The organism is Thiomicrorhabdus sp. ZW0627 (genome assembly GCF_029767005.1).
Taxonomy (GTDB): domain Bacteria; phylum Pseudomonadota; class Gammaproteobacteria; order Thiomicrospirales; family Thiomicrospiraceae; genus Thiomicrorhabdus.
The window spans coordinates 1,184,967-1,204,432 of record NZ_JARUQR010000001.1; the positions used below are offsets into that span (position 1 = coordinate 1,184,967).

General features: G+C 47.8%; 13 protein-coding genes. 4 read left to right on the forward strand and 9 right to left on the reverse strand.

Translation table 11 applies throughout. The features are described 5' to 3' along the window. Nucleotides 1-59 precede the first annotated feature (59 nt). A complete protein-coding gene (hemH, locus tag QCB45_RS05645) occupies nt 60-1,178 on the forward strand; it encodes a ferrochelatase (RefSeq protein ID WP_279419871.1) in 1,119 nt (372 codons plus the stop codon). 20 nt (nt 1,179-1,198) lie between these two features. On the opposite strand, the gene QCB45_RS05650 is transcribed toward hemH, so the two are convergent. From QCB45_RS05650 to QCB45_RS05660, 3 genes are all read right to left on the reverse strand, one after another. Next, on the reverse strand, nt 1,199-5,194 hold the full coding sequence (locus QCB45_RS05650; RefSeq protein WP_279419872.1) for an EAL domain-containing protein: 3,996 nt from the start codon (nt 5,192-5,194) through the stop codon (nt 1,199-1,201). 130 nt (nt 5,195-5,324) lie between these two features. Further along, nucleotides 5,325-6,041, reverse strand: coding sequence for a dihydromonapterin reductase (folM, locus tag QCB45_RS05655; protein ID WP_279419873.1), 717 nt, complete (start codon nt 6,039-6,041; stop codon nt 5,325-5,327). A gap of 22 nt (nt 6,042-6,063) precedes the next feature. Further along, on the reverse strand, nt 6,064-7,050 hold the full coding sequence (locus QCB45_RS05660) for a DUF1722 domain-containing protein (protein WP_279419874.1): 987 nt from the start codon (nt 7,048-7,050) through the stop codon (nt 6,064-6,066). A 126-nt stretch (nt 7,051-7,176) separates the two neighbouring features. Between QCB45_RS05660 and QCB45_RS05665 the strand changes: the two genes are divergently transcribed. Next, entirely contained in the window at nt 7,177-7,698 is a 522-nt protein-coding gene (locus QCB45_RS05665; RefSeq protein ID WP_279419875.1) for a peroxiredoxin, read from the forward strand. A 298-nt stretch (nt 7,699-7,996) separates the two neighbouring features. Next, nucleotides 7,997-9,241: a peptide-methionine (S)-S-oxide reductase MsrA gene (gene msrA / locus QCB45_RS05670; protein WP_279419876.1), complete on the forward strand. Its 1,245-nt coding sequence runs from the start codon at nt 7,997-7,999 to the stop codon at nt 9,239-9,241. Nucleotides 9,242-9,288: 47 nt separating this feature from the next. Here the strand turns inward: msrA and QCB45_RS05675 are convergent, their stop codons facing one another. Beyond that, a complete protein-coding gene (locus tag QCB45_RS05675) occupies nt 9,289-10,578 on the reverse strand; it encodes a mechanosensitive ion channel domain-containing protein (protein ID WP_279419877.1) in 1,290 nt (429 codons plus the stop codon). A gap of 39 nt (nt 10,579-10,617) precedes the next feature. Between QCB45_RS05675 and QCB45_RS05680 the strand changes: the two genes are divergently transcribed. Further along, on the forward strand, nt 10,618-11,175 hold the full coding sequence (locus QCB45_RS05680) for a RimK/LysX family protein (protein WP_279419878.1): 558 nt from the start codon (nt 10,618-10,620) through the stop codon (nt 11,173-11,175). 9 nt (nt 11,176-11,184) lie between these two features. Here the strand turns inward: QCB45_RS05680 and QCB45_RS05685 are convergent, their stop codons facing one another. The 5 genes from QCB45_RS05685 to QCB45_RS05705 form a co-directional block, all read right to left on the reverse strand. Further along, on the reverse strand, nt 11,185-11,766 hold the full coding sequence (locus QCB45_RS05685) for a mechanosensitive ion channel domain-containing protein (RefSeq protein WP_279419879.1): 582 nt from the start codon (nt 11,764-11,766) through the stop codon (nt 11,185-11,187). Between the two features lie 53 nt (nt 11,767-11,819). Next, a complete protein-coding gene (locus tag QCB45_RS05690) occupies nt 11,820-14,498 on the reverse strand; it encodes a diguanylate cyclase (protein WP_279419880.1) in 2,679 nt (892 codons plus the stop codon). 147 nt (nt 14,499-14,645) lie between these two features. Beyond that, on the reverse strand, nt 14,646-15,482 hold the full coding sequence (locus QCB45_RS05695; RefSeq protein ID WP_279419881.1) for a MerR family transcriptional regulator: 837 nt from the start codon (nt 15,480-15,482) through the stop codon (nt 14,646-14,648). Nucleotides 15,483-15,521: 39 nt separating this feature from the next. After that, complete coding sequence (locus tag QCB45_RS05700) at nt 15,522-16,964, reverse strand: deoxyribodipyrimidine photo-lyase (protein ID WP_279419882.1); 1,443 nt, start codon at nt 16,962-16,964, stop codon at nt 15,522-15,524. 168 nt (nt 16,965-17,132) lie between these two features. Then, nucleotides 17,133-19,439, reverse strand: coding sequence for an EAL domain-containing protein (locus QCB45_RS05705; RefSeq protein ID WP_279419883.1), 2,307 nt, complete (start codon nt 19,437-19,439; stop codon nt 17,133-17,135). Between the last annotated feature and the right edge of the window lie 27 nt (nt 19,440-19,466).

The window sequence follows — 19,466 nt, forward strand, 5'->3', positions numbered from 1 at the left end:
ACACGAATTCACGGCGCAATACGCCGATTTTGTTCAAGTTCGCCAAGGGAGTACACATTTTGCACTATCAAGGAATTACCGACTATCAACACGGTTCGGAAACCGCGACCGGCATTTTAATCACCAACCTTGGTACTCCCGACGCTCCCACAAAAGAAGCGCTAAAACCTTACCTGAAAGAGTTTTTGATGGATCCGCGCGTGGTCGAGCCACCACCGGCACGTTGGCTGTGGAAGCTGATCCTGAACGGCATCATTCTCAATACCCGTCCGGCCAAATCGGCGGAAGCCTATGCAACGGTCTGGGATTCCGAAGGCCCGGGGGCGCCTCTGCTTAACATCAGCCAGCGACAGGTGGACGCCATTGCCGAACAGGTACGACCGCATTTCCAAGGCCGCGTCGAATTCGAACTGGGTATGCGCTACGGCAATCCGTCCATTCCAAGCGCTTTGAAAAAACTACAGGACAAGGGTTGTCAGCGTATTTTGGTCTTGCCTTTGTATCCGCAATACGCCGCAGCCACCAGCGCGTCCACCTTTGATGCCGTTACGGCCGAACTGCAAACCTGGCGTTGGATTCCGGAACTGCGTTTCGTCAACAAATACCACCGCCATCCGGGATACATCAAAGCACTCGCCAACTCGATCCGTGAATACCAGGCGGAGCATGGCAAGCCGCAGCTATTGGTGATGTCTTACCACGGCATCCCGCAGCGCTATCTGGACAACGGCGATCCATACCATTGCGAATGCCTTGTAACCTCCCGTTTGGTTGCAGAAGAGTTGGGATTGGGCAAAGACGAATACAAAGTCACCTTCCAATCACGCTTCGGTAAAGAGGAATGGATTAAACCTTACACCGACGAAACCATGATGTCGCTCCCTAAAGAAGGCATCAAGGACATCCAGGTTATCTGTCCGGGCTTTTCAGCCGACTGTCTGGAAACCATCGAAGAGATTGGTGAAGAAAACCGCGAATATTTCGAGGAAGCCGGTGGGGAGAAATTCGGTTACATCCCTTGTCTGAACGACCGTCCCGACCACACCGAAGCTTTGGCGGAAGTCGTTCTACAGCATACGATGGGATGGTATGAACGCGATGGTTTCGATGCGGAAACCGACCGCAAGGAACGTGAAACGATTAAACAGAACGCACAAGCCATGGGCTGTCCGTTTTAAACCGACGCTTTCGGCCGGAGTCAGTTCCGGCCGTCCTTTTGCAGAAACTGACGTTCGAACCGCTGGGCATCAACCGGCGGGCTGGTCAGATACCCCTGATAATAATCGCACCCTTTTAATCTCAGGAATTCGCGCTGAAACTCGGTCTCCACCCCTTCCGCCAAAACCGACAGATGTAGATTATGGCCCATCGAAATGATGGAGTTGACGATCTGCATCCCCGCTTCGTCATGCGGAATATCGTCCACGAACTGTTTGTCGATTTTCAATACATCCAAAGGCAGGGATTTCAGGTAGGCAAGCGAGGAATAGCCGGTTCCGAAATCATCGATCGCGATACGCACCCCCAATCCTCGTAACTGATCGAACAACTGAACCGCGTCTTCCCCTAACGTCAACAGGCCGCTTTCGGTGATCTCAAGCTCCAACATTTCCGCTGGAAGCTCTGTTTCCGACAAGACCTGCATGACCGTTGCAAGCATGTCCCGATAGACCAGCTGTTTCGGTGAAACATTTACGGCAAAGACCAGTTCCTTATAGCCCTGTTCGGACCATTGTTTCACTTGACGACAAGTCTCTTTAAGCACCCACTCCCCAATATCAGCGATCAAGCCCGACTCCTCGGCCACGCCAATGAAATAGGCCGGCGAGACCAATCCCTGTTCCGGATGCTGCCACCTGACCAGCGCCTCCGCACCGATCATCTCGCCGCTCGACAATTCAATCTGAGGCTGGTAAAAAACCCTCAGCTCATTGTTTTTAATTGCATTTTTCAACTCAACTTCAATCGAGATACGTTCTTGAGCCTTATGGGTCATATCGGTATTAAAGTACTCGAAACTGCCGCTTTTTTTCTGCTTGGAAAGGTATAAAGCACTATCAGCGTGCTGCATCAACACATCCGGGTCGTCCCCATGATCGGGAAACAAGCTGATACCAATACTGCAACCGACACTGACGGTCTGTTTCTGACCGGTCAAGGTAATCGGTTCGGAAATCGCCTCAATCAGATTACGAGCAATGCGCGCCGCATCGTCCGCATGTTTGAGGTCATCGAGAAGAATCGCAAACTCGTCACCGCCAAAGCGTGCGACGAAATCGGTTTCACGGGTATGTTCTTTCAGGATTTTAGCTACATCCATCAACACTTCGTCTCCGGCACCGTGCCCAAAACTGTCGTTCACCTCCTTGAAACGATCAAGATCGAGCATCAAAACCGCAAACAGCATTTCACGACGTTTGCTGTGTTGGATTGCATATTCCAAATTCACCATGAATTTCTGCCTGTTCGGTAAGGCGGTCATGACGTCGTGATAGGAGATAAAATCCAGCTCCGCTTCCGAGGCTTTAACTTTGGAAATATCGGCAAACACGCCAATGTAATTTTCCACTTCTCCGGACTCGTTCTTCAATTCGGTGATGGTCAACCATTCCGGAATCAATTCCCCTCTCTTGTTTCGATTCCAGATCTCTCCCTGCCAAAAACCTTTATGAATCAATTCATCCCAAAGCTGCTTGTAAAATTCCTCGGGATGCTTCCCGGAATGAAGAATTCTTGGCGTCTGCCCTAAAACTTCTTCTTCTGTATAACCTAAAATATCGGTAAAAGCCTGGTTGATTGACACGATCCGTCTCTGAGGATCGGTCACCATAATCCCTTCCCCGGCATGCTCGAACACTTTGGCCGACAACTTCAACGACTTTTCGGTTTGCAACTTTTCTGTGATGTCCAACAACATACAATGCGTACGCAGGTGATTGTCATAGGTCAACGACGTTTGTCCGGTCACCTCAATATCACGTACGACTCCGTCCTGACGCACAATCCTGAAATACTGTTGATGCAGTTTTCCTCTTTTCAGAAACTGGGAAAACGCCCGTTCAAAACCGTTTTGATGGGAGTTCGTCATAAATTCGGTAATGGAACGACCGGCCACCTTCTCCACATCATCAATATCAAAGCCGAACATTCTCAGCCAGGCCTCGTTAATTTCCACAATCTGACCTTGTTCGTTAAGAGATTGGTAGGCCACCGGTGCCTTGGCGAATAATTCGTGGAACCTTTTCTCACTCAGGTTCAGATCATCATAAGCGCGCTTTAACAATACGATTTGATACAGCTCGGAACCGAACAACTGTATCGATTCGACATCGAATTCATCGTAATCCTGATCGGCATTTCCTACTCCGATGATCATTTTCACCAGCCCTTGATTCAGAATCGGAATACACACAAACCGCTTCAAGTCGGAATGTCCTTCCGGCACCCCCTGTTTATTTTCAACCGTCGCATAATCGTTGATGATGACCGGCTCACGTTTACGCACGCAATCTGCCCAAATTCCGGCCTTTTCCACCGGATAATGGCTGTCATACATCGCCGTGCAGTGATGGTCTAACGTATTACTGCTCCAAGTCACGAACTCGATGGTGTTCTGGTCTTCATTGACGAAATGGACAAATCCGATCCGGCTGTCACTCAGCGCTTCGATTTTATCCATCGCCATCTTCAACAGTTCCGACTCGTCCAGGTTCGGTGCCTTGAGCATCAATTCAAACAAGGCCTGTGTACGCTGAAGAATCCTCTTCTGTGAAGCTTCATATTGGAGCTTTTCCGTAATATCCGTCAGCAGACAGTGAATTCTTTCTTCATGCGTCACCATATCTTCCGAAACACTGCTATGCAGACTGACATGACGGTTTACGCCATTACCGCAACGAATTGAGAACACGACTTCCGGATGCACCTCTGCGTGATCCAACCAGAGTTCACAACCTTCATCAGAGACTGAAAGATCGCAACACAAGAACTCCGAATAATGTTTGCCAATCACGTCGCTGACGCAATAACCTAACAGATCACACCAAGCCTGATTGACGTCCAAAATATCCCCTTTCCGATTCAGCAACAGATAGGCGATCGGGGCGTTCATAAACAAACTAATAAAATAATTCTGACTGGCTTCCAAAAAGGCCTGACGTTCTTCAATCCGCTCGGCATTACGCCGGGCCTGCTCACCATTGAATATCCTCATCAGGCCGTAAGCGGTCATGATCAAAGCAATACTTCCGACCAAGACACCCCAGAACAACAATTGATAAAGCGGCTTATAAACTTCATCACGGTCGATTTTGCTTACTAAAACCCAATTGGTATCATCAATTTTCTGATAAAAAATAAATGCCGGATGATGGCGATAATCGATGATACTTAAAAAGCCCTCCGTATCCCCTTGGTCCAACCTACGGAAAATTTTCTTCAACGTCTCTTTGGGATGCTTTAATTGGAAGATATCGGTTGATCCGTCAGTCTTAAAGCGAAGGCGATTCAATCTCATCACCTGATTTCCATAACGAGCAATCAGAACATTCTCACCCGTTTGGGTTTCGACAGGCCAATCTTTGATAAAAGGCATTAGGAAGTGCTTAGGATTAATATGCAGAACCAAGACACCGACTACTTTAGGACTTTTGACATCGACGCTATCGACCAAAGGCGCAACAATGTCGAGATGAAAATCCTTATGATCGATAAACAGCTCCGTTTTAACGCCCTCTGGATTAGACAAGGCTTTCTTAACAACCCCATTGTGAATTTCAGGATTCGATCCCTTCCCACTTTCATTCACGTCAATCAGAACGCGGCCCTGTGCATCGAATAGCGTCACTTCGTCGTAACCATAGGCTTCGATAAACGCTTTAAAACGGCTCAACATGGCTCCGTAGACAAAAGAGTCTTTTTTCAAATGCTGTATTTGCTCAATGAATTTCTCATGCTGGGAGTAAGTACGGGCATCCCCCTTTCTCTCATTCAACCAGGAATGGATGTGGGCAACTTTGAAATGGGAAATGTCTTCAAGCTGTTGAAGAGTATGCTTTTCGATTTCCCGGGATTGGTAGTAATACAGAACGGATAAGGTGGCAAGAATCAAAAACAGCAACCCAAGCCAAAACACCAGAAAAGGCCACTTTCTGGGATGCGTATCACTTTGGCTTAAAACACGGTGCTGATTCATAACAACCTACCGTAAAGAACTGTTTAAAGCGATAATAGCACAGCTTTCCACACAAACGGTAGGGTAAAATACTCATACTCACAGATAAAATACCCACAATTAAAGTATTGATTTTATTAGAGAACCCTTTTTATACCAGTTTCAGACCGCCATCCACAGGCAAACTGACCCCGGTCGTATAGGAGCTGCTCATCAGGTATTGAACCGCTTCCCAAACAACATTCGGCCCCGGCTCGATTCCCATCAACGAACGCTCCAGACGATTCTGCTTATAAATGTCACTGTCGTCTTCGTTAAACATAATCAGTCCGGGCGCAATGTCATTCACTTTAATATCCGGAGCGAACTTCTGGGCAAAGTTCCGACTCATAACCTGCAATGCGGCTTTACTCGCAAGATAGGCGACATAATCTCCGGCTGCACCGGAAACAGAACTATCCGATAAGCTAATGATGTCTTTCAAGTCGCTGCGCGAACGCTTCAGATAGGGTTCAAGCGCCAGATTCAAACGGTACGGAACCTCGACATGAAGCTGGAACATGGCCGCATACAAACTTGGATCCTTTGCAATCATTTCATCATTCGCCCAAATCGACGCATTATGAATCACCGCTCTCAAGCTGCTGACTTCGATATCCAATAAAGCAAGCATCTCATCGACCGCTTTAGGCTCGGTAAAATCGACCTGGATTCCGGTCGCTCCCAACGCTTCCAACTCATCGACGGCGGCGTGCCGCGTGCGGTACGTAAACACCACGGGAAACTTTCCTTGAGCCAAAAACTGCTTCGCCAAATGCAAACCGATGCGCTGCCCGGCACCTGTAATGAAAACCGCTTCCTCTAGCATTGAACTCTCTTAAATATTAAACCTAACGGTAGGCACTGGTATCGGAACGCAACGCCAGCTCCGCCGGATAAGGGTGAAAAAAAACCTGAGTCTGTAAATACTCCGACCCGTAATGATGAATAAGGTTCTGCAAGATTTTGATCACCGCAATCAGCGGAATCACTCCTTGCCGGAACTCTTCCAGACTTTCATGAAAAAACGCCTTTTCTTCTGCCGTGGCCTGTTTTTTAAAGTAACCATAGATATGTTGCAGGACATTGATCATCTGTCCACGACGACCCTTTTCAGCAATCGCCTGATGAAACAATTCGGAATACCGAAGCAACGACTCATGCAAATTTGCAGTGGTGGCTTGCGCGGCAATAGGGCCCATCTGACGGTAAAGCGCTTCGTCCTTGGACAACAACAAATACTTGTGGTCACGATGAAACGCCTGAAAATCGGCTACGCTCGGATCAGAACCCATGAATTCACGCCAACGCGCCGCCGAAAAAACCTGCATTACAAAGCTCTCACGCAACCATGCGTCTTGCAGCCGTCCCTCCTCTTCGACCGCCAAATACGGCAACGTTTTCTGCAAATGAGCTGTAAACAGCCCCTGTCTCATAGGATCGCTGGAGCCAAACCACTCTCCCGATTCCCTATAAACCTTGATGCGCTCCAAACCGCAACTTGGCGAACGGGACTTAACGACCGCACCGTCCACATCGCGCTGCTGGATTAACGCCACCCTTTCCTCGGCGTACGCCTGCAAACCATCGGTATAGTCGGTATTCGATTTGCTACCCAAAACCCGAACCTGACCTTTCACATCGACCAGTCGAATGGTTTCACGCGGCGTACCTATTACAGCCGCTTCTGGGCAAAACGGCACAAAATCAGCATATTCAGACAACTGGTTCTTTACGAAATCGTCCTGGGCGTGTCCGCCGTTATATCGGCACTCAACCCCTTTCAAACAATCCGATACCGCAATTTTCAATCTTGGAAACTTTTTTAGCTGCAGCATTCGTCTCTCCTGGCATTCCTCTTTGACATGAATCGTCAATCCGCGTAGATTAATAACCGGATTGAGTTCCATTCAATTGACCTCAGCGTCGTTCCAGTCATTATAGTATCGTGAAAGAAGGTTTTTATGAAATCCATCGTTTCCACCCTATTGATGCTCCTTTTCAGCTCCTCTCCATTCGCCGACGAACTGCATGAAGGGCAAATGGCTCCGGACTTTACGCTCTCCGATCAATATCGGCAAACCCACAGTCTCGACGACTACCGAGGTAAGTGGGTGGTGCTCTATTTTTACCCCAAAGACGACACACCGGGATGCACGACGGAAGCCTGCAGCTTTCGCGACAACATCAACGCCATCATTGCGAAACAGGCGGTTATTCTGGGCATCAGCGTCGATGACATCAGTGACCATGAGGCCTTCTCGAAAAAATTCAAACTCCCCTTCAGCCTGCTGTCAGATCCAAAAGGCGAAGTTGCCCGCAAATACGACGCTCTTCTCGATTTGAAAATTATCCACTTCGCCAAGCGTCACAGTTTCATCATCGATCCTCAGGGCCGCATTGCCAAAATCTATCGTGACGTCGATCCTCAAACCCATGTTGCAGAAATACTTGAAGACTTGAAGCGCCTTCAGAACACTAAATAAAACATCTGCCCCAATTCCGAGTCATTCAGTTGGTTTTTCGGTAAAATACCGGTAATTTAGCAAGTTCAATCGTACTTATTTTGAAACAAAAACAGTCCAATCACGTTCTTAATGTATGTGGCGTGAAATACTGAAAACAGAATTCGGGCTTAACCCGCCGCCATACGCAATAGGAAGAGCCTTTCACCAAAATAAGGATAACGAGATGGATAGTTTCAAAAGATGGTCAAGTCGATTACTCATTGCATTCTGCTTGCCATTTATTTTCAGCCTGCAAAGTTGTGCCGAGGAGTCTGATATGTCGAATTCAAACGACACCGTCAACAGCCAGATTCAAACCGACTACATCGTTCTCGGAATGGGGTGTTTCTGGGGAGCTGAAAAACGCATGTCTGAAGTGCCCGGTGTGGTCGATGTCGAAAGCGGTTACGCCGGCGGCGACTTTAAAAAAGTCGGCTACTATGACGTTTTGGGGCAAGAACGTGCCTTAAAAATGGGCAAAGCGACAGAACGGAACCACGCCGAAGTCATCAAGGTCACATTCAATCCGACTCTGGTGAGCCTGCAGACGATTCTCATCAAATTCTGGGAAAATCACGATCCGACCCAGGGTGATCGCCAAGGGAACGACATAGGTAGCAACTATCGCAGCGTCATCTATTACCATGACGAGGCTCAGAAAGCCGTCGCAATCCAGACAAGAGATGTTTATCAACAAGCCTTGACCAAAGCGGGTTACCCTAAAATCACAACTGAAATTGCTGAGCTTCGAAACTACAATAAAGCCGAGGACTATCATCAGGATTACCTGAAAAAGAACCCTAACGGTTACTGTGGTCTAGGCGGAACCGGCGTTGCCTACCCCGGCTCGGAACAAGCCGCCAAGCCTCAACACCCAAGACTGAATGCAGCCGATTTGAATCAAGAGCGTCAACTGATCGTATTTGAAGCGGAAGAGTGCGAATTCTGCAAACTCTTCAAACGCGAAGTACTGGATAACTGGCAGTCTGACGTGCCGGTGGCAACCACATTGAACACCAACCCGCCGGAAGGTTGGGAGCTTCAGAAAACCCTGTTCGCCACACCAACCATCGTGCTGTTTGAAAACGGAAAAGAGAAGTCGCGCTTCACCGGCTACAACGGCGACAAGCCGCGTTTCTGGAAGTGGTTAGGGTTTCAGTTACTGACACCGGAACAACAGCGTATTGCCTTTGAACAAGGCACCGAATACGCATTTACCGGCTCGCATCTCGATGAGAAGCGTCCCGGAACCTTCGTGGATCCGATCACCGGCGCAGCACTATTCCGAAGCGACACCAAATTCGACAGCGGGACAGGCTGGCCGAGTTTCTTCAATCCGGTGGAAGGCGCGATCACCGAACACGAAGACCGCTCGCACGGTATGTTGCGGATTGAAGTACGCAGTGCCAGTTCCGGAATCCATCTGGGACACGTCTTCAACGACGGTCCTCCACCGACCTATAAACGCTACTGCATCAACGGCAACGTACTTAAATTTGTGCCGGACGACGAGAAGAAATAACCCAACAGGCCTGTTGGAAACTCATTCCCGACAGGCCTGCCCGGTTTCTACCGACTTCCTTCGTTTAAGATGCGCACCTCGCGCTGAGGGAACGGAATCGAAATCTGGTTTTCGTGTAACGTTTTCCAGATGATCATCAACAAATCCGAAGCAACGCGGTTCTTACCGTCATCGATTCCTTCAATCCAATACTCCAGCTGAAATACCACGCCTGAATCGGCGAATTCAATGATTTCACAATCCGGCCGTTCCGGCTCCATCAATACCTGAGGATGCTGTTTGACGGCATTCAGAATCAAATCGGGAATGCTGGGAATATCGGAATCGTAAGCCACGGAAAATTCCAAGGTATAACGCTGACGCGGGTCATCATGCGTCCAGTTGGTAAACGTTGTGGTGATAAAACGTTCGTTAGGCACCACCACCATTTTGCCGTCGTAGGTTTCCAGTGACGAGGAGCGCATGCCCATCTTTTTCAATACGCCCGCCTTGCCGTCTTCCAACTCAATGTAGTTACCGATCGCCATCGATTTATCCAGCAGAATAATCAGTCCCGAAATGAAATTGGAAGCGATCTGCTGCAAACCGAACCCGATCCCGACCCCCAAGGCGCCACCGAATACCGCCAGAGCAGTCAGATTGATTCCGACCACGTTCAGCAGCAGCAGGAAAATCACCACAAACAGCGCAATTTCAAATAACTTGGCGAATACCTCTCGACTGCGTACATCCAGACTTTGCTTGTTACGAATGATTTGCTGACCGTATTGATTGGACAAACGACCCAACCAAAACAGAATCGACCCAAGCACCAACAGGCGAAGAATCGCATAAACGGATAGGGTGATGTCACCGACCTGAAACGCCAGACTTTTCAGGTAAGTGACAGTCGGCTCCAACCAGCCGAACAGATATAACGTTGCCATCGGCAACATCACCCACTTCAACATGGTTGCCACGAACAGCTGATTAACATGCCGATGCACACTGCTGAACAAGGTTGCCAACAACACCAGTCCGAACGCGAACTTAATCAATTCAAAACGGTATCCCGACTGTTCGAATACCGATTGAACGAATCCCAGCAGCAACAGCGTTGTAACCGGCCAAAGCAAATCCTTGATGACGCCGACCGGTTGGGAAAACCATCTTTCGCTACGCTGTGTTTTCTGCAAACGCTGGTCCAGCAGAGCCTTACTCTTACTGCTGACAAACCAAGCGAAAACCCCTGCCACCACTACGGCCAACAGTTGAAGATAAAAGTCGACTTCGCCGACCATCAACCACAATTCTGACAAAAAGGTTTGCCACGCCTGTTCAATCCGTTCAAAATTCATACATTCATTCTTCCTAACATTATCAAGGCCAGCCCATCCATGACTCAGCCGCTTACAAAACCTTTCCGCGCATTCCGACCCGGCCTGTTAATCGGACTGATTTCTTATTTGGTTGTCGGAGCGGCCATTGCTCAACCTGTTGATCAACCTTCTGCCCAACTTTCTGAAAGCAGGCCTGCTAAAATCATTCTCGGCTGGATTGAACCGGTACAAGTCAATTGGCTCCCCCACCCCATCGAAGCCAAAATAGACAGCGGTGCCGACCACTCATCCCTGCATGCCACCGAAATTCAGTTTCACGACAAAGGGCAAACGACCTGGGTACGTTTTCGCAGCGTCGATCACCAGATTCTGGATTATCCTTTACTGCGCAGCGCCACAATCAAGCGCAAGGATGCAACCGTGGAAAAACGCCCGGTGGTGAAGATGCAGATCTGCATCGACCACCAATGGCAAACCGTCGCCGTCAACCTGGTCAATCGATCGCACTTTCGTTACCCCATGCTGATCGGTCGATCCGCACTGACTGACGGCTTTCTGATCGATCCCAACCGAACCCATTTGACCCAGCCGCAATGTGCCCCGCAACAACCATAACAAAAATGGCTAACGATTCTTGATACGTTGACTCACAGTGCTGCGACTCGCGGCCTCGAGGATTTTACCCGGTTTCCCAACTTCTTGCTGCTGAGTTTTGCGTACCGGTTTCTGAAGAATCAGGTTATTTGGATAGGCGAGTTGATTGCCGTCTTCGTCAATCAATAAGACATTGAAGAGATTGATTTCAGTAATGACGCCCTTGACACTGTTAACGCCGTCGATGACTTCCACTTCGTCACCAATCCTAGCGGGCATGCTGAAGAAAACGATGATGCTGGCGGTGATGTTACTCAATATCGACCATTGAGCGACCAAAGCAACACCGAGAACCGCCAATACCGAAGAAGCCACCACCAGCAAAGCCTGGTAATTCACCCCCCAGACGACCAATAACACCACCGTCCAGACAACGGTGATGACAGTTCTGAAATAGCGATAGACTTGATAGGCGCGATCTGCCGGGACCCCTTTGACATGCCCCAGATTGAGAATCAGTTTTTTCACCGCCCAGCGCGTCGCCAGAATCGCGAACGGAATCAAAAGACTGATTCCGATTTGAATGTACGGTATGTTTTCCAGCTCTGACATAACCCACCCCTTTTAGAACTTACCGATAGGTTATGATACCGAAATAAACGTGGTTAAACACCCTCTACCTTGGTCATATTACGCCCATGTTCCTTAGCGTAGTACAAGGCTTTGTCGGCTCTCGAAATGGCCTGTTTAAGTTTTTCATCCTGCTGTACGACCGTGCCCCCAAAACTGCAAGTCAACGCCAGTTTCGCCATGGGCTTTTGTTCAATCTGTTCTCTAAGTTTATTGGCGAACGCTTCTACCGACTCCAAGGAATCTGTCGGGAACAGCAACAAAAACTCCTCACCGCCCCAGCGAATCAAACGATCCGTGTCACGAACGTGGGTTTGAATCAATTTCGCCAATGCCTCAAGAACCTGATCTCCTCGATTGTGACCATAGGTATCGTTGATGTTCTTGAAGTGGTCGATATCAAACAAGATCAACCCGACCAATTTGCCGTAACGCGTCATATCATGGAACAGTTCCTGATAGTTCTTTTCCAGGAAATTCCGGTTGAAACTGCCGGTCAGCGGATCGTGCGACGCCCGGTATTTCCAATCAATATGTTCTTTCATGGTGTCGCTGATGTCGTTAAATCCGATAATCAACGAATCCTGATCGAACGCATTGATGCTCACCGAAAATGCAAATCGAGTCTGATTAGTATTCTCCATCAAGACAATGCGCTTACTTCCAGGTAAAGCTTGAATCGCCTCAAGCCAATCCTTCTGATTCGGCTTCACTTGAGAAGCGTCGAAAAACTCTTCATGCGGAATGAAGAAATCGCACAGACATTTATTTTCCTTTTCAAAATCGGACAGGTTCGCATACCCGAAGAATTTAAAGAAACTTTGATTGGCAAACGTCATCCTTTCCGCATTACCGACCACCATGATCTGACTTTGCGTATCGATAAACTGCTGAAGCTTCAGCAACGCCATTTTCTCGGACGTAATATCGGAAATGATTCCTTCAATCACTTCCTCACCACTGTCCATTGTCACGGCTTTACCATGTTCCTTGACATAAACGATGTCACCGTTTTTATGAACCAGACGGTATTCAATCTCATAAGTCTCACCGTTCTCGCAAGCTTCGTTCTCCACAAACTCGATTCCGTCACGGTCATCCGGATGAACGACACTAATCCAGCTGCGTTTGCGGTTAAAGATAAAATCGCTTGCCGGATAACCGGTCACCTGTTCGATCGCATCGTTCATGAACAACATGGTCCAATGCTTGTCCATTTTGCAGCGGAACACGATTTCCGGAATACTTTGTACTAACGACTGGTACTGTTCCTTGAGCAGCTGAATATTCCTCTCACTCCAGACCCGATCGGTCACATCCAGAACCGTACCAATCGAATGGGTGATCTCACCCTTGTCATTCAAATGGTGCAAACACTCTTCCTGAACGTAACGGACCTCACCGTCGTTCTTAATGATACGATGCTCAAGACTGTATGGTGCTTTATGCTCGACGGATGTCAAAAAGGCCCGGTTAAGCAGTTCGCGATCATCCGGGTGTACGTATTCCAAAAAGGCCTCATAGGTCGCCTTGAATTCCTGAGGTTTAAGGCCGAAAATCCGATAAACCTCATCACTCCAATGCAGATGGTCTTTTTCAAGATCAAATGTCCAATACCCCAAATGAGCAACCTGCTGCGCCTTTCTCAACAATTCATTCTGATGCTTGGTCTGATCTTGCGCTTCGCGTAATTTCTTTTCGTTATATTTGACCTTATAAAACAAACGAAGCATGACCGCACCCAACAACAAGCTCAAAAAGGTGCTGATAAAGAACTGACTCCATAGCGTGTGATGCTTTTCGTCCTTATGCGCCAACATCAAATAGGCGATTGTCCGTTTCGAGACGGCATTTTTCAGGGGCAGAAAAGTCAAGAAATAGTCTTCACCCTGATAACGCTGTTCATAAGTTGCCGCTCGATTCGGCTTCAACAAATCATTAATCGGCGTTGTCTTGGAGGCCTGAATAGCGAGAATATCAGCAAGACTGGATTGGCCTTTCGGCGTAATGCTGTTTTCATATAAAAAATCGGCCGAAAACGGACTTGAGCGGTAATTCGACTGCTCCGATTTGAAGACCTTATCGTCAACCACCGCCTTATCGATGATAAAACTTCCCTGTCCACTCAGATCCAATTCCATTTCATTCAAAATGGTTTGCATCGAAACCGAAGTTTCAACCGAACCGACGTAATCGTCTCCGTAATAGAGAGGAAAAACAAAGCGATAGCCGTTGAAAATACGCCCTTCTTCAAAACCTGAAATTTTCTTCCGGTGCGCATTCACGTACGCCACAGTACTTCTAATATCTTTCAGATTGTCGCCAAACTTGTTTGGCCGGTGAAAACGCAAAAAACTGTCGTTGTTCTTCAAATGAAAATGCAACTGCTTGATCTTGAACGCCTCCATCGAGCGATAATGATCAATCAGGTTGCTATAGAGCTTATCCCTTAAAACCTGCTGTTGTTCTGGAGAGGCCTGGTAGACCTGTTTGAGAAGCCGGGTGTTTTCCGGACGGTCGATGATATTGGAATAGAACAGCTCGGCACTGTTTTGAATGCCTTTGACGACAGACTTATACGTCACTTGCACTAAGTGACTTTCGGCATCCATATGATCTGTATTACGGGTATAGAAAAAATGACTGAATAGCGTAACGATTCCGACGGCGAACAAAAGATAAACCAGAACGTAAATTTTGATCTTTTTCCACATCGCCAATTTTCCAACCGCCCCAACTTAATTTTTTGCTAAATTTCTTAACATCTCATTGTAGTGTAGGTTATTTTCCACATTAAAAACAAGTGTTAACGCAAATACATATCCTGGTATACAAACGCCTAAAAATCAGGCTAAATTCGCTCAAAAGAGCGCTTCCAGATCATGATATTCAGCATGGATCGCTTCATCCGTCTTCATCGGCCCGGATCGTTGGGTAAAACAATGCAGTTCCAGTTTCGGATATTGCTCGATCTTTGATGACCAGGCCTGCTCATCAAAGTTCCCTGAATCGTCCACCAGCGCCAATCCCTGACAGTGCAACTTAACCAACATCTCAAAACTGAATGCATCACTGGATTGACTGTGCAAATGTACGATTGGATAAATCCCTTGTCTGGCAAGCCAGATCGCCACCAACAACAAAGTCACTTCCATCGGCTTGTCATTTGCTGGCTGTAGCCAGAAACGTCTCATCGCATAAGTCTTTTGAACGCGGGTTAAAAAACGTAGTTTGGAGTACAGTCTGGGTAAAATCATAGCTGTCCAGAAAGCTTCCAATTCGGACGACTCCTCGGACAATTCCAACGTCACAGCGCGAATGGTCTCCAGAGCCAGATCTTCCGGCAAGTCGGAAAACAGAAAATCCAACGCTTGCTTCAAGCCAACCGGATCGTAATCGCGGGCCTTTTGCAACAACAGGGCAGAAGCGTCGTTGTCTTCAACCGACATCAGTGCCGTCTGGCTCGCTGTCGCCTTTTCCAGCAAGTTCTTGACTCGGCTGATTGGAACCCCTTGCTCCGTCAGTTTGACGGCCGCATTAATCCGCTCGATATGTGCCTGAGTATACAAACGGTGTCCACTCGGAGTACGAACCGGATCGATCAATTTATAACGGCGTTCCCAGGCTCGAAGAGTGATCGAGTTTACACCCGTCAGTCGAGAGACTTCACGTATAGGATAGAGCGGTTCGGATTTCATAGGATTCACCTGAGTAAAATTTATATCATTCCGCTTATTTTAGACGATTTGCGCTTTCATGACAGCAACCCGTTCCAGATGTTCCTGACGACTTAGCATAAGATTTACAATCGGTAGCGGATAGGTTTCGCCCAATTTAATATTTTTCATCTCACACTCCTGTACATGCTCCCACGGCGAATGGACGGCACGGTCGGATAAAGAGGCGATTTCCGGCACCCATCGACGAATGTAAACACCTTCTGCATCAAACTGTTGACTCTGCCTTACCGGATTAAACAACCGGTAGTATGGCGCGGCGTCCACCCCGCAGCCGGCCACCCATTGCCATCCCATAACGTTATTGGCGGGATCCGCATCCACCAGAGTCTCATCAAACCAACTTTTTCCGACCAGCCAATGCTGGTTAAGATTTTTAGTCAGAAATGACGCAACCAACATCCGGACACGGTTGTGCATCACGCCGGTTTCCCACAATTCACGCATGCCCGCGTCGATAATCGGGATGCCGGTCATACCTCGATACCAGGCCTGCGTGCTTTCGTTTTCGCCCAGCCACGGCATACCGGCAAATCGAGATTGAAACGGTTCGGTTTGTGTTTGGGGGAAATGCCATAACAACAGACGAGCGAATTCCCGCCAGGCCAGTTGTCGAATCCATGGAAAGACCTGTTCGGATTTCAACCGGCCTGACTCCATTAATCCAAGCAAATGAAAGTAGACAGCCCGGCTGGAAATCTCGCCGAAATGTAACGCAGCCGACAAACCGCTGGTGGCATCCAATGCCGGAAAATCACGGTCGGAGGCATAATTTTTCAACGACTCCTCAAGAAACTCTTCCAGACGCTGCCAAGCGGCCGACTCTCCCGCCTGCCAATGTGCCGCCAACTTTTTCGACCAGGCCTGTCCAGTTTTATTAATGAGGTCTTGAGGCAATGTCAGCCAAGCGGAATCAGCCGGTTCAACAAAGGTTTTGCTTAAATCGCCAACCTCCGCATCCAAAGGCGTCATTTGATCGATTTTGGCCATCATCGCCTTATAGAAAGGTGTAAAAACCACATACGGAGATTGTTGCTTATTAAGAATACAGCCCGGTTCGAACCAATATTCCGAAAAGAAAGGTTTCAATGCCACACCGGCATCCTGGCATACCCCCAAAGCCTGTTGCTGCATCGAGGAAAAAGGTTCGCCCACCTGATGGCTATAATGAATGCAGTTGATCCCGTTTTGTTCAATCAGTTTTCGCAAGTTCTGCTTGAAGTCACCCTCCAACATCAACAAGCGACCGCCCCTGTGGATAACCTGTTGATTGAGTGCATTCAACGAATGGGCCAGCCGAACACTGTTGGCTTCACCTATAACCTGATCCGGGTCATGGAAATACGCCAATACCACCTGTTCAGAATTCACCAAAGCGCTTTGCAATGCGGGCAAATAGCTCAATCTCAGTTCGCGCTGAATCCAAACCAAAGTCGTCGTCATGTGCTTATCCACACTTTTCGGACTCGGTACCGTTCAACGGATTCTTCAACGGAAGGGAAACTAAGTATGAAAGACTAGACATTGTCTGATAACTCCTTTGCACAATTCCTATACAAAAGTTTATCAGAAACTGTACCAACAAGGAGTTAAGAGAATTCTAAAAAAGGGTTAAATTTCTATGTGATAGACATGATGCAACAATTGACGGTTCTCCTCCGCCCAACTCAACGGCACATCCAGACCGAGATCATAGCTGAACAACTCTTCCAGACTCGATTTTAACGTCTTCCGACTCAAGTTTCGTTGCTTCAGCTCATACAGATTAAGCAAAAGCTTGGTTGCCAAAAAACTCTCAAAACTGATCGTGTTGATCCATTTATCCTCCAATCCCCGATGAAGCTTGGCAGCAAGCCTGAATTCACTGGCAGCTTGAAGGTCGGACTGATAATCCGGTAAAGGTTCGGTGATTTCCAGCTTTAGTTTTGCCTTTCGGCTCAACAGTTTTTTCACCATCCCCGTTCCTACCAACGAGGTCGCATAATACTCAACCTGATCGATATTAATTTCATCAATCAATTGCACCAAAGTCTTGGCTGCGCCCAGAAAAACGACATGGTTAGGCCGTTTTATCTTGAGATTAGCAACACTCTCCTTCAGAGTGTCTGAATGGTAGATAACACTCTCTGCTCCTCTGATCGTATGACAAACATCGCTCATCTGTCCGGCCAGCCTTCCATGGGGAATAAAGCAAACCGTCCTGCCATTCTTCTCTCTTAACTTAGCCGCAATCGAAGACAACTCCTCTTTAAAACCCGGTTTGAAGTTATAGACCTGTTTAGCCAAGATATTTCGCAACTGGTCACAACCATTGAATGGCGCCAAAATCGGAATATCCGAGTTCCGTGTATGCTTAAGAAACTCTTCCGTCTTGATAATCGGGAAAGTCGGACCGACAACCGCCAAAGTATTCTCGCTTAACTTATTGAACCCCTTAGCAAACACCTCCAGTTCCGACTGGTCATCCAGAAATTCCAGCCCCAACTTCAAATCAGGATACTGTCTAAGGTGCGCTTCAAAAGCGAGCTCCGCTCCGACTTTATGGCTTTCGCCAATGAACGAGAACCGACCACTAAGAGGTAATATAAAACTTAATAAATGCTCTGCCTCGACATCCCGTTTCGATAGAACGACTTTCCTTTCCTTAGGTTCAGGCTTCTCCTCAACGGCCCCGTTAGGGGCCATACTAACCTGCTCGGGCTCTGACAGATTACCGCCTTCTGAACAGACGGTATCCGTAGGGATTTTTTTCAGTTTCTTGACGATCAATGCCTCGATTTCTGAAAACGGGATTGGCTTTGAATAAAGAAAGCCTTGCACGATCTGGCAGCCCATCGATCGTAACAACTCTTCCGTTGCGGAATCCTCAACACCCTCCGCAACCACATCCAAATCCAATTCACGACACATGTTGATGGTGTTTCTAATCAGGACTTTGGATTTATCATTATTTTTGAGGCCAAACACAAACGTTCTGTCGATTTTCAACTCGGTCGCGGGCAGACGCTTGATCTGATCCAAAACGGCATTTCCAGTGCCAAAATCGTCGATTGAAACCTTGAACCCGCGCAGACGAAGGCGCCCGAGAACTTCCATAGCATTGGAGTAAGAGAGGATTTCCTGCGTCTCGGTTACTTCAAGAATAATTTTGCTGGTGGAAATATCATACTGCCTTGCCTTTTCCAGAATCCAGTCCACAAAACCAAGATCCTGAAGATCATCGCTCGACAGATTCACGGAAAGCGTCAATTTCGCATGCTCTTTGAGCAACTCCTTGAATTCGGAAAACGCACGTTCGATCACGGTTTTGGTCAAGTCATGAATAATATGACTCTGCTCGGCCACGCTGATAAAACGGTCAGGATAAATGAGTTCCCCGTCTTCGGCCTGGATACGCACCAAGGCTTCCATGCCAACCAAACGATGGGAAATGAGATCGACTTGAGGCTGATAGTGCACCACAACCCTCTGTTGCGCCAAGGCTTCTTTAATCTGCTCTTCCGTCAAACTGGACAACGGATCAAGGATCACCTTAGATTCCAACTGAAGATCTTGCGCCCGACTGATTATCTGTTCGATGTCATCCACACGAAAAGGTTTATTCAGGTGATCAAGCACCTTTAAATTGTGCTCGGTCGCCAATTCCCTGGCTGTATTCAAGATGGCATTGTCCATTCCGCTCATCAAAACCACATAGCCGGAAAAGCTGCGTTCGGACAATTCTCGAAGCACCTCAATGCCGTCTTTCTCCGGCATCATCAAATCCAGAAAAATCAAACTGTATTGGTTAACGTCGGTATCGTCCAAATCGTTCGGATTGGAAAGACTGTCCGCCTCCACATCCATTAAATCGGCCGTGGACTCAATCACACCAGATACATCGATTTCATCATCGACAGTCAGAATCTTAATTTCCATATGTCTGTTTTCTTAACTAAATCCAAA

Excerpts from the sequence above, each read along its gene's own strand:
- QCB45_RS05650 (WP_279419872.1), bottom strand. The coding sequence starts at position 5,194 with ATGAATCAGCACCGTGTTTTAAGCCAAAGTGATACGCATCCCAGAAAG.
- folM (WP_279419873.1), bottom strand. The coding sequence starts at position 6,041 with ATGCTAGAGGAAGCGGTTTTCATTACAGGTGCCGGGCAGCGCATCGGT.
- QCB45_RS05660 (WP_279419874.1), bottom strand. The coding sequence starts at position 7,050 with ATGCTGCAGCTAAAAAAGTTTCCAAGATTGAAAATTGCGGTATCGGAT.
- QCB45_RS05665 (WP_279419875.1), top strand. The coding sequence starts at position 7,177 with ATGAAATCCATCGTTTCCACCCTATTGATGCTCCTTTTCAGCTCCTCT.
- msrA (WP_279419876.1), top strand. The coding sequence starts at position 7,997 with ATGTCGAATTCAAACGACACCGTCAACAGCCAGATTCAAACCGACTAC.
- QCB45_RS05675 (WP_279419877.1), bottom strand. The coding sequence starts at position 10,578 with ATGAATTTTGAACGGATTGAACAGGCGTGGCAAACCTTTTTGTCAGAA.
- QCB45_RS05680 (WP_279419878.1), top strand. The coding sequence starts at position 10,618 with ATGACTCAGCCGCTTACAAAACCTTTCCGCGCATTCCGACCCGGCCTG.
- QCB45_RS05685 (WP_279419879.1), bottom strand. The coding sequence starts at position 11,766 with ATGTCAGAGCTGGAAAACATACCGTACATTCAAATCGGAATCAGTCTT.
- QCB45_RS05690 (WP_279419880.1), bottom strand. The coding sequence starts at position 14,498 with ATGTGGAAAAAGATCAAAATTTACGTTCTGGTTTATCTTTTGTTCGCC.
- QCB45_RS05695 (WP_279419881.1), bottom strand. The coding sequence starts at position 15,482 with ATGAAATCCGAACCGCTCTATCCTATACGTGAAGTCTCTCGACTGACG.
- QCB45_RS05700 (WP_279419882.1), bottom strand. The coding sequence starts at position 16,964 with ATGACGACGACTTTGGTTTGGATTCAGCGCGAACTGAGATTGAGCTAT.
- QCB45_RS05705 (WP_279419883.1), bottom strand. The coding sequence starts at position 19,439 with ATGGAAATTAAGATTCTGACTGTCGATGATGAAATCGATGTATCTGGT.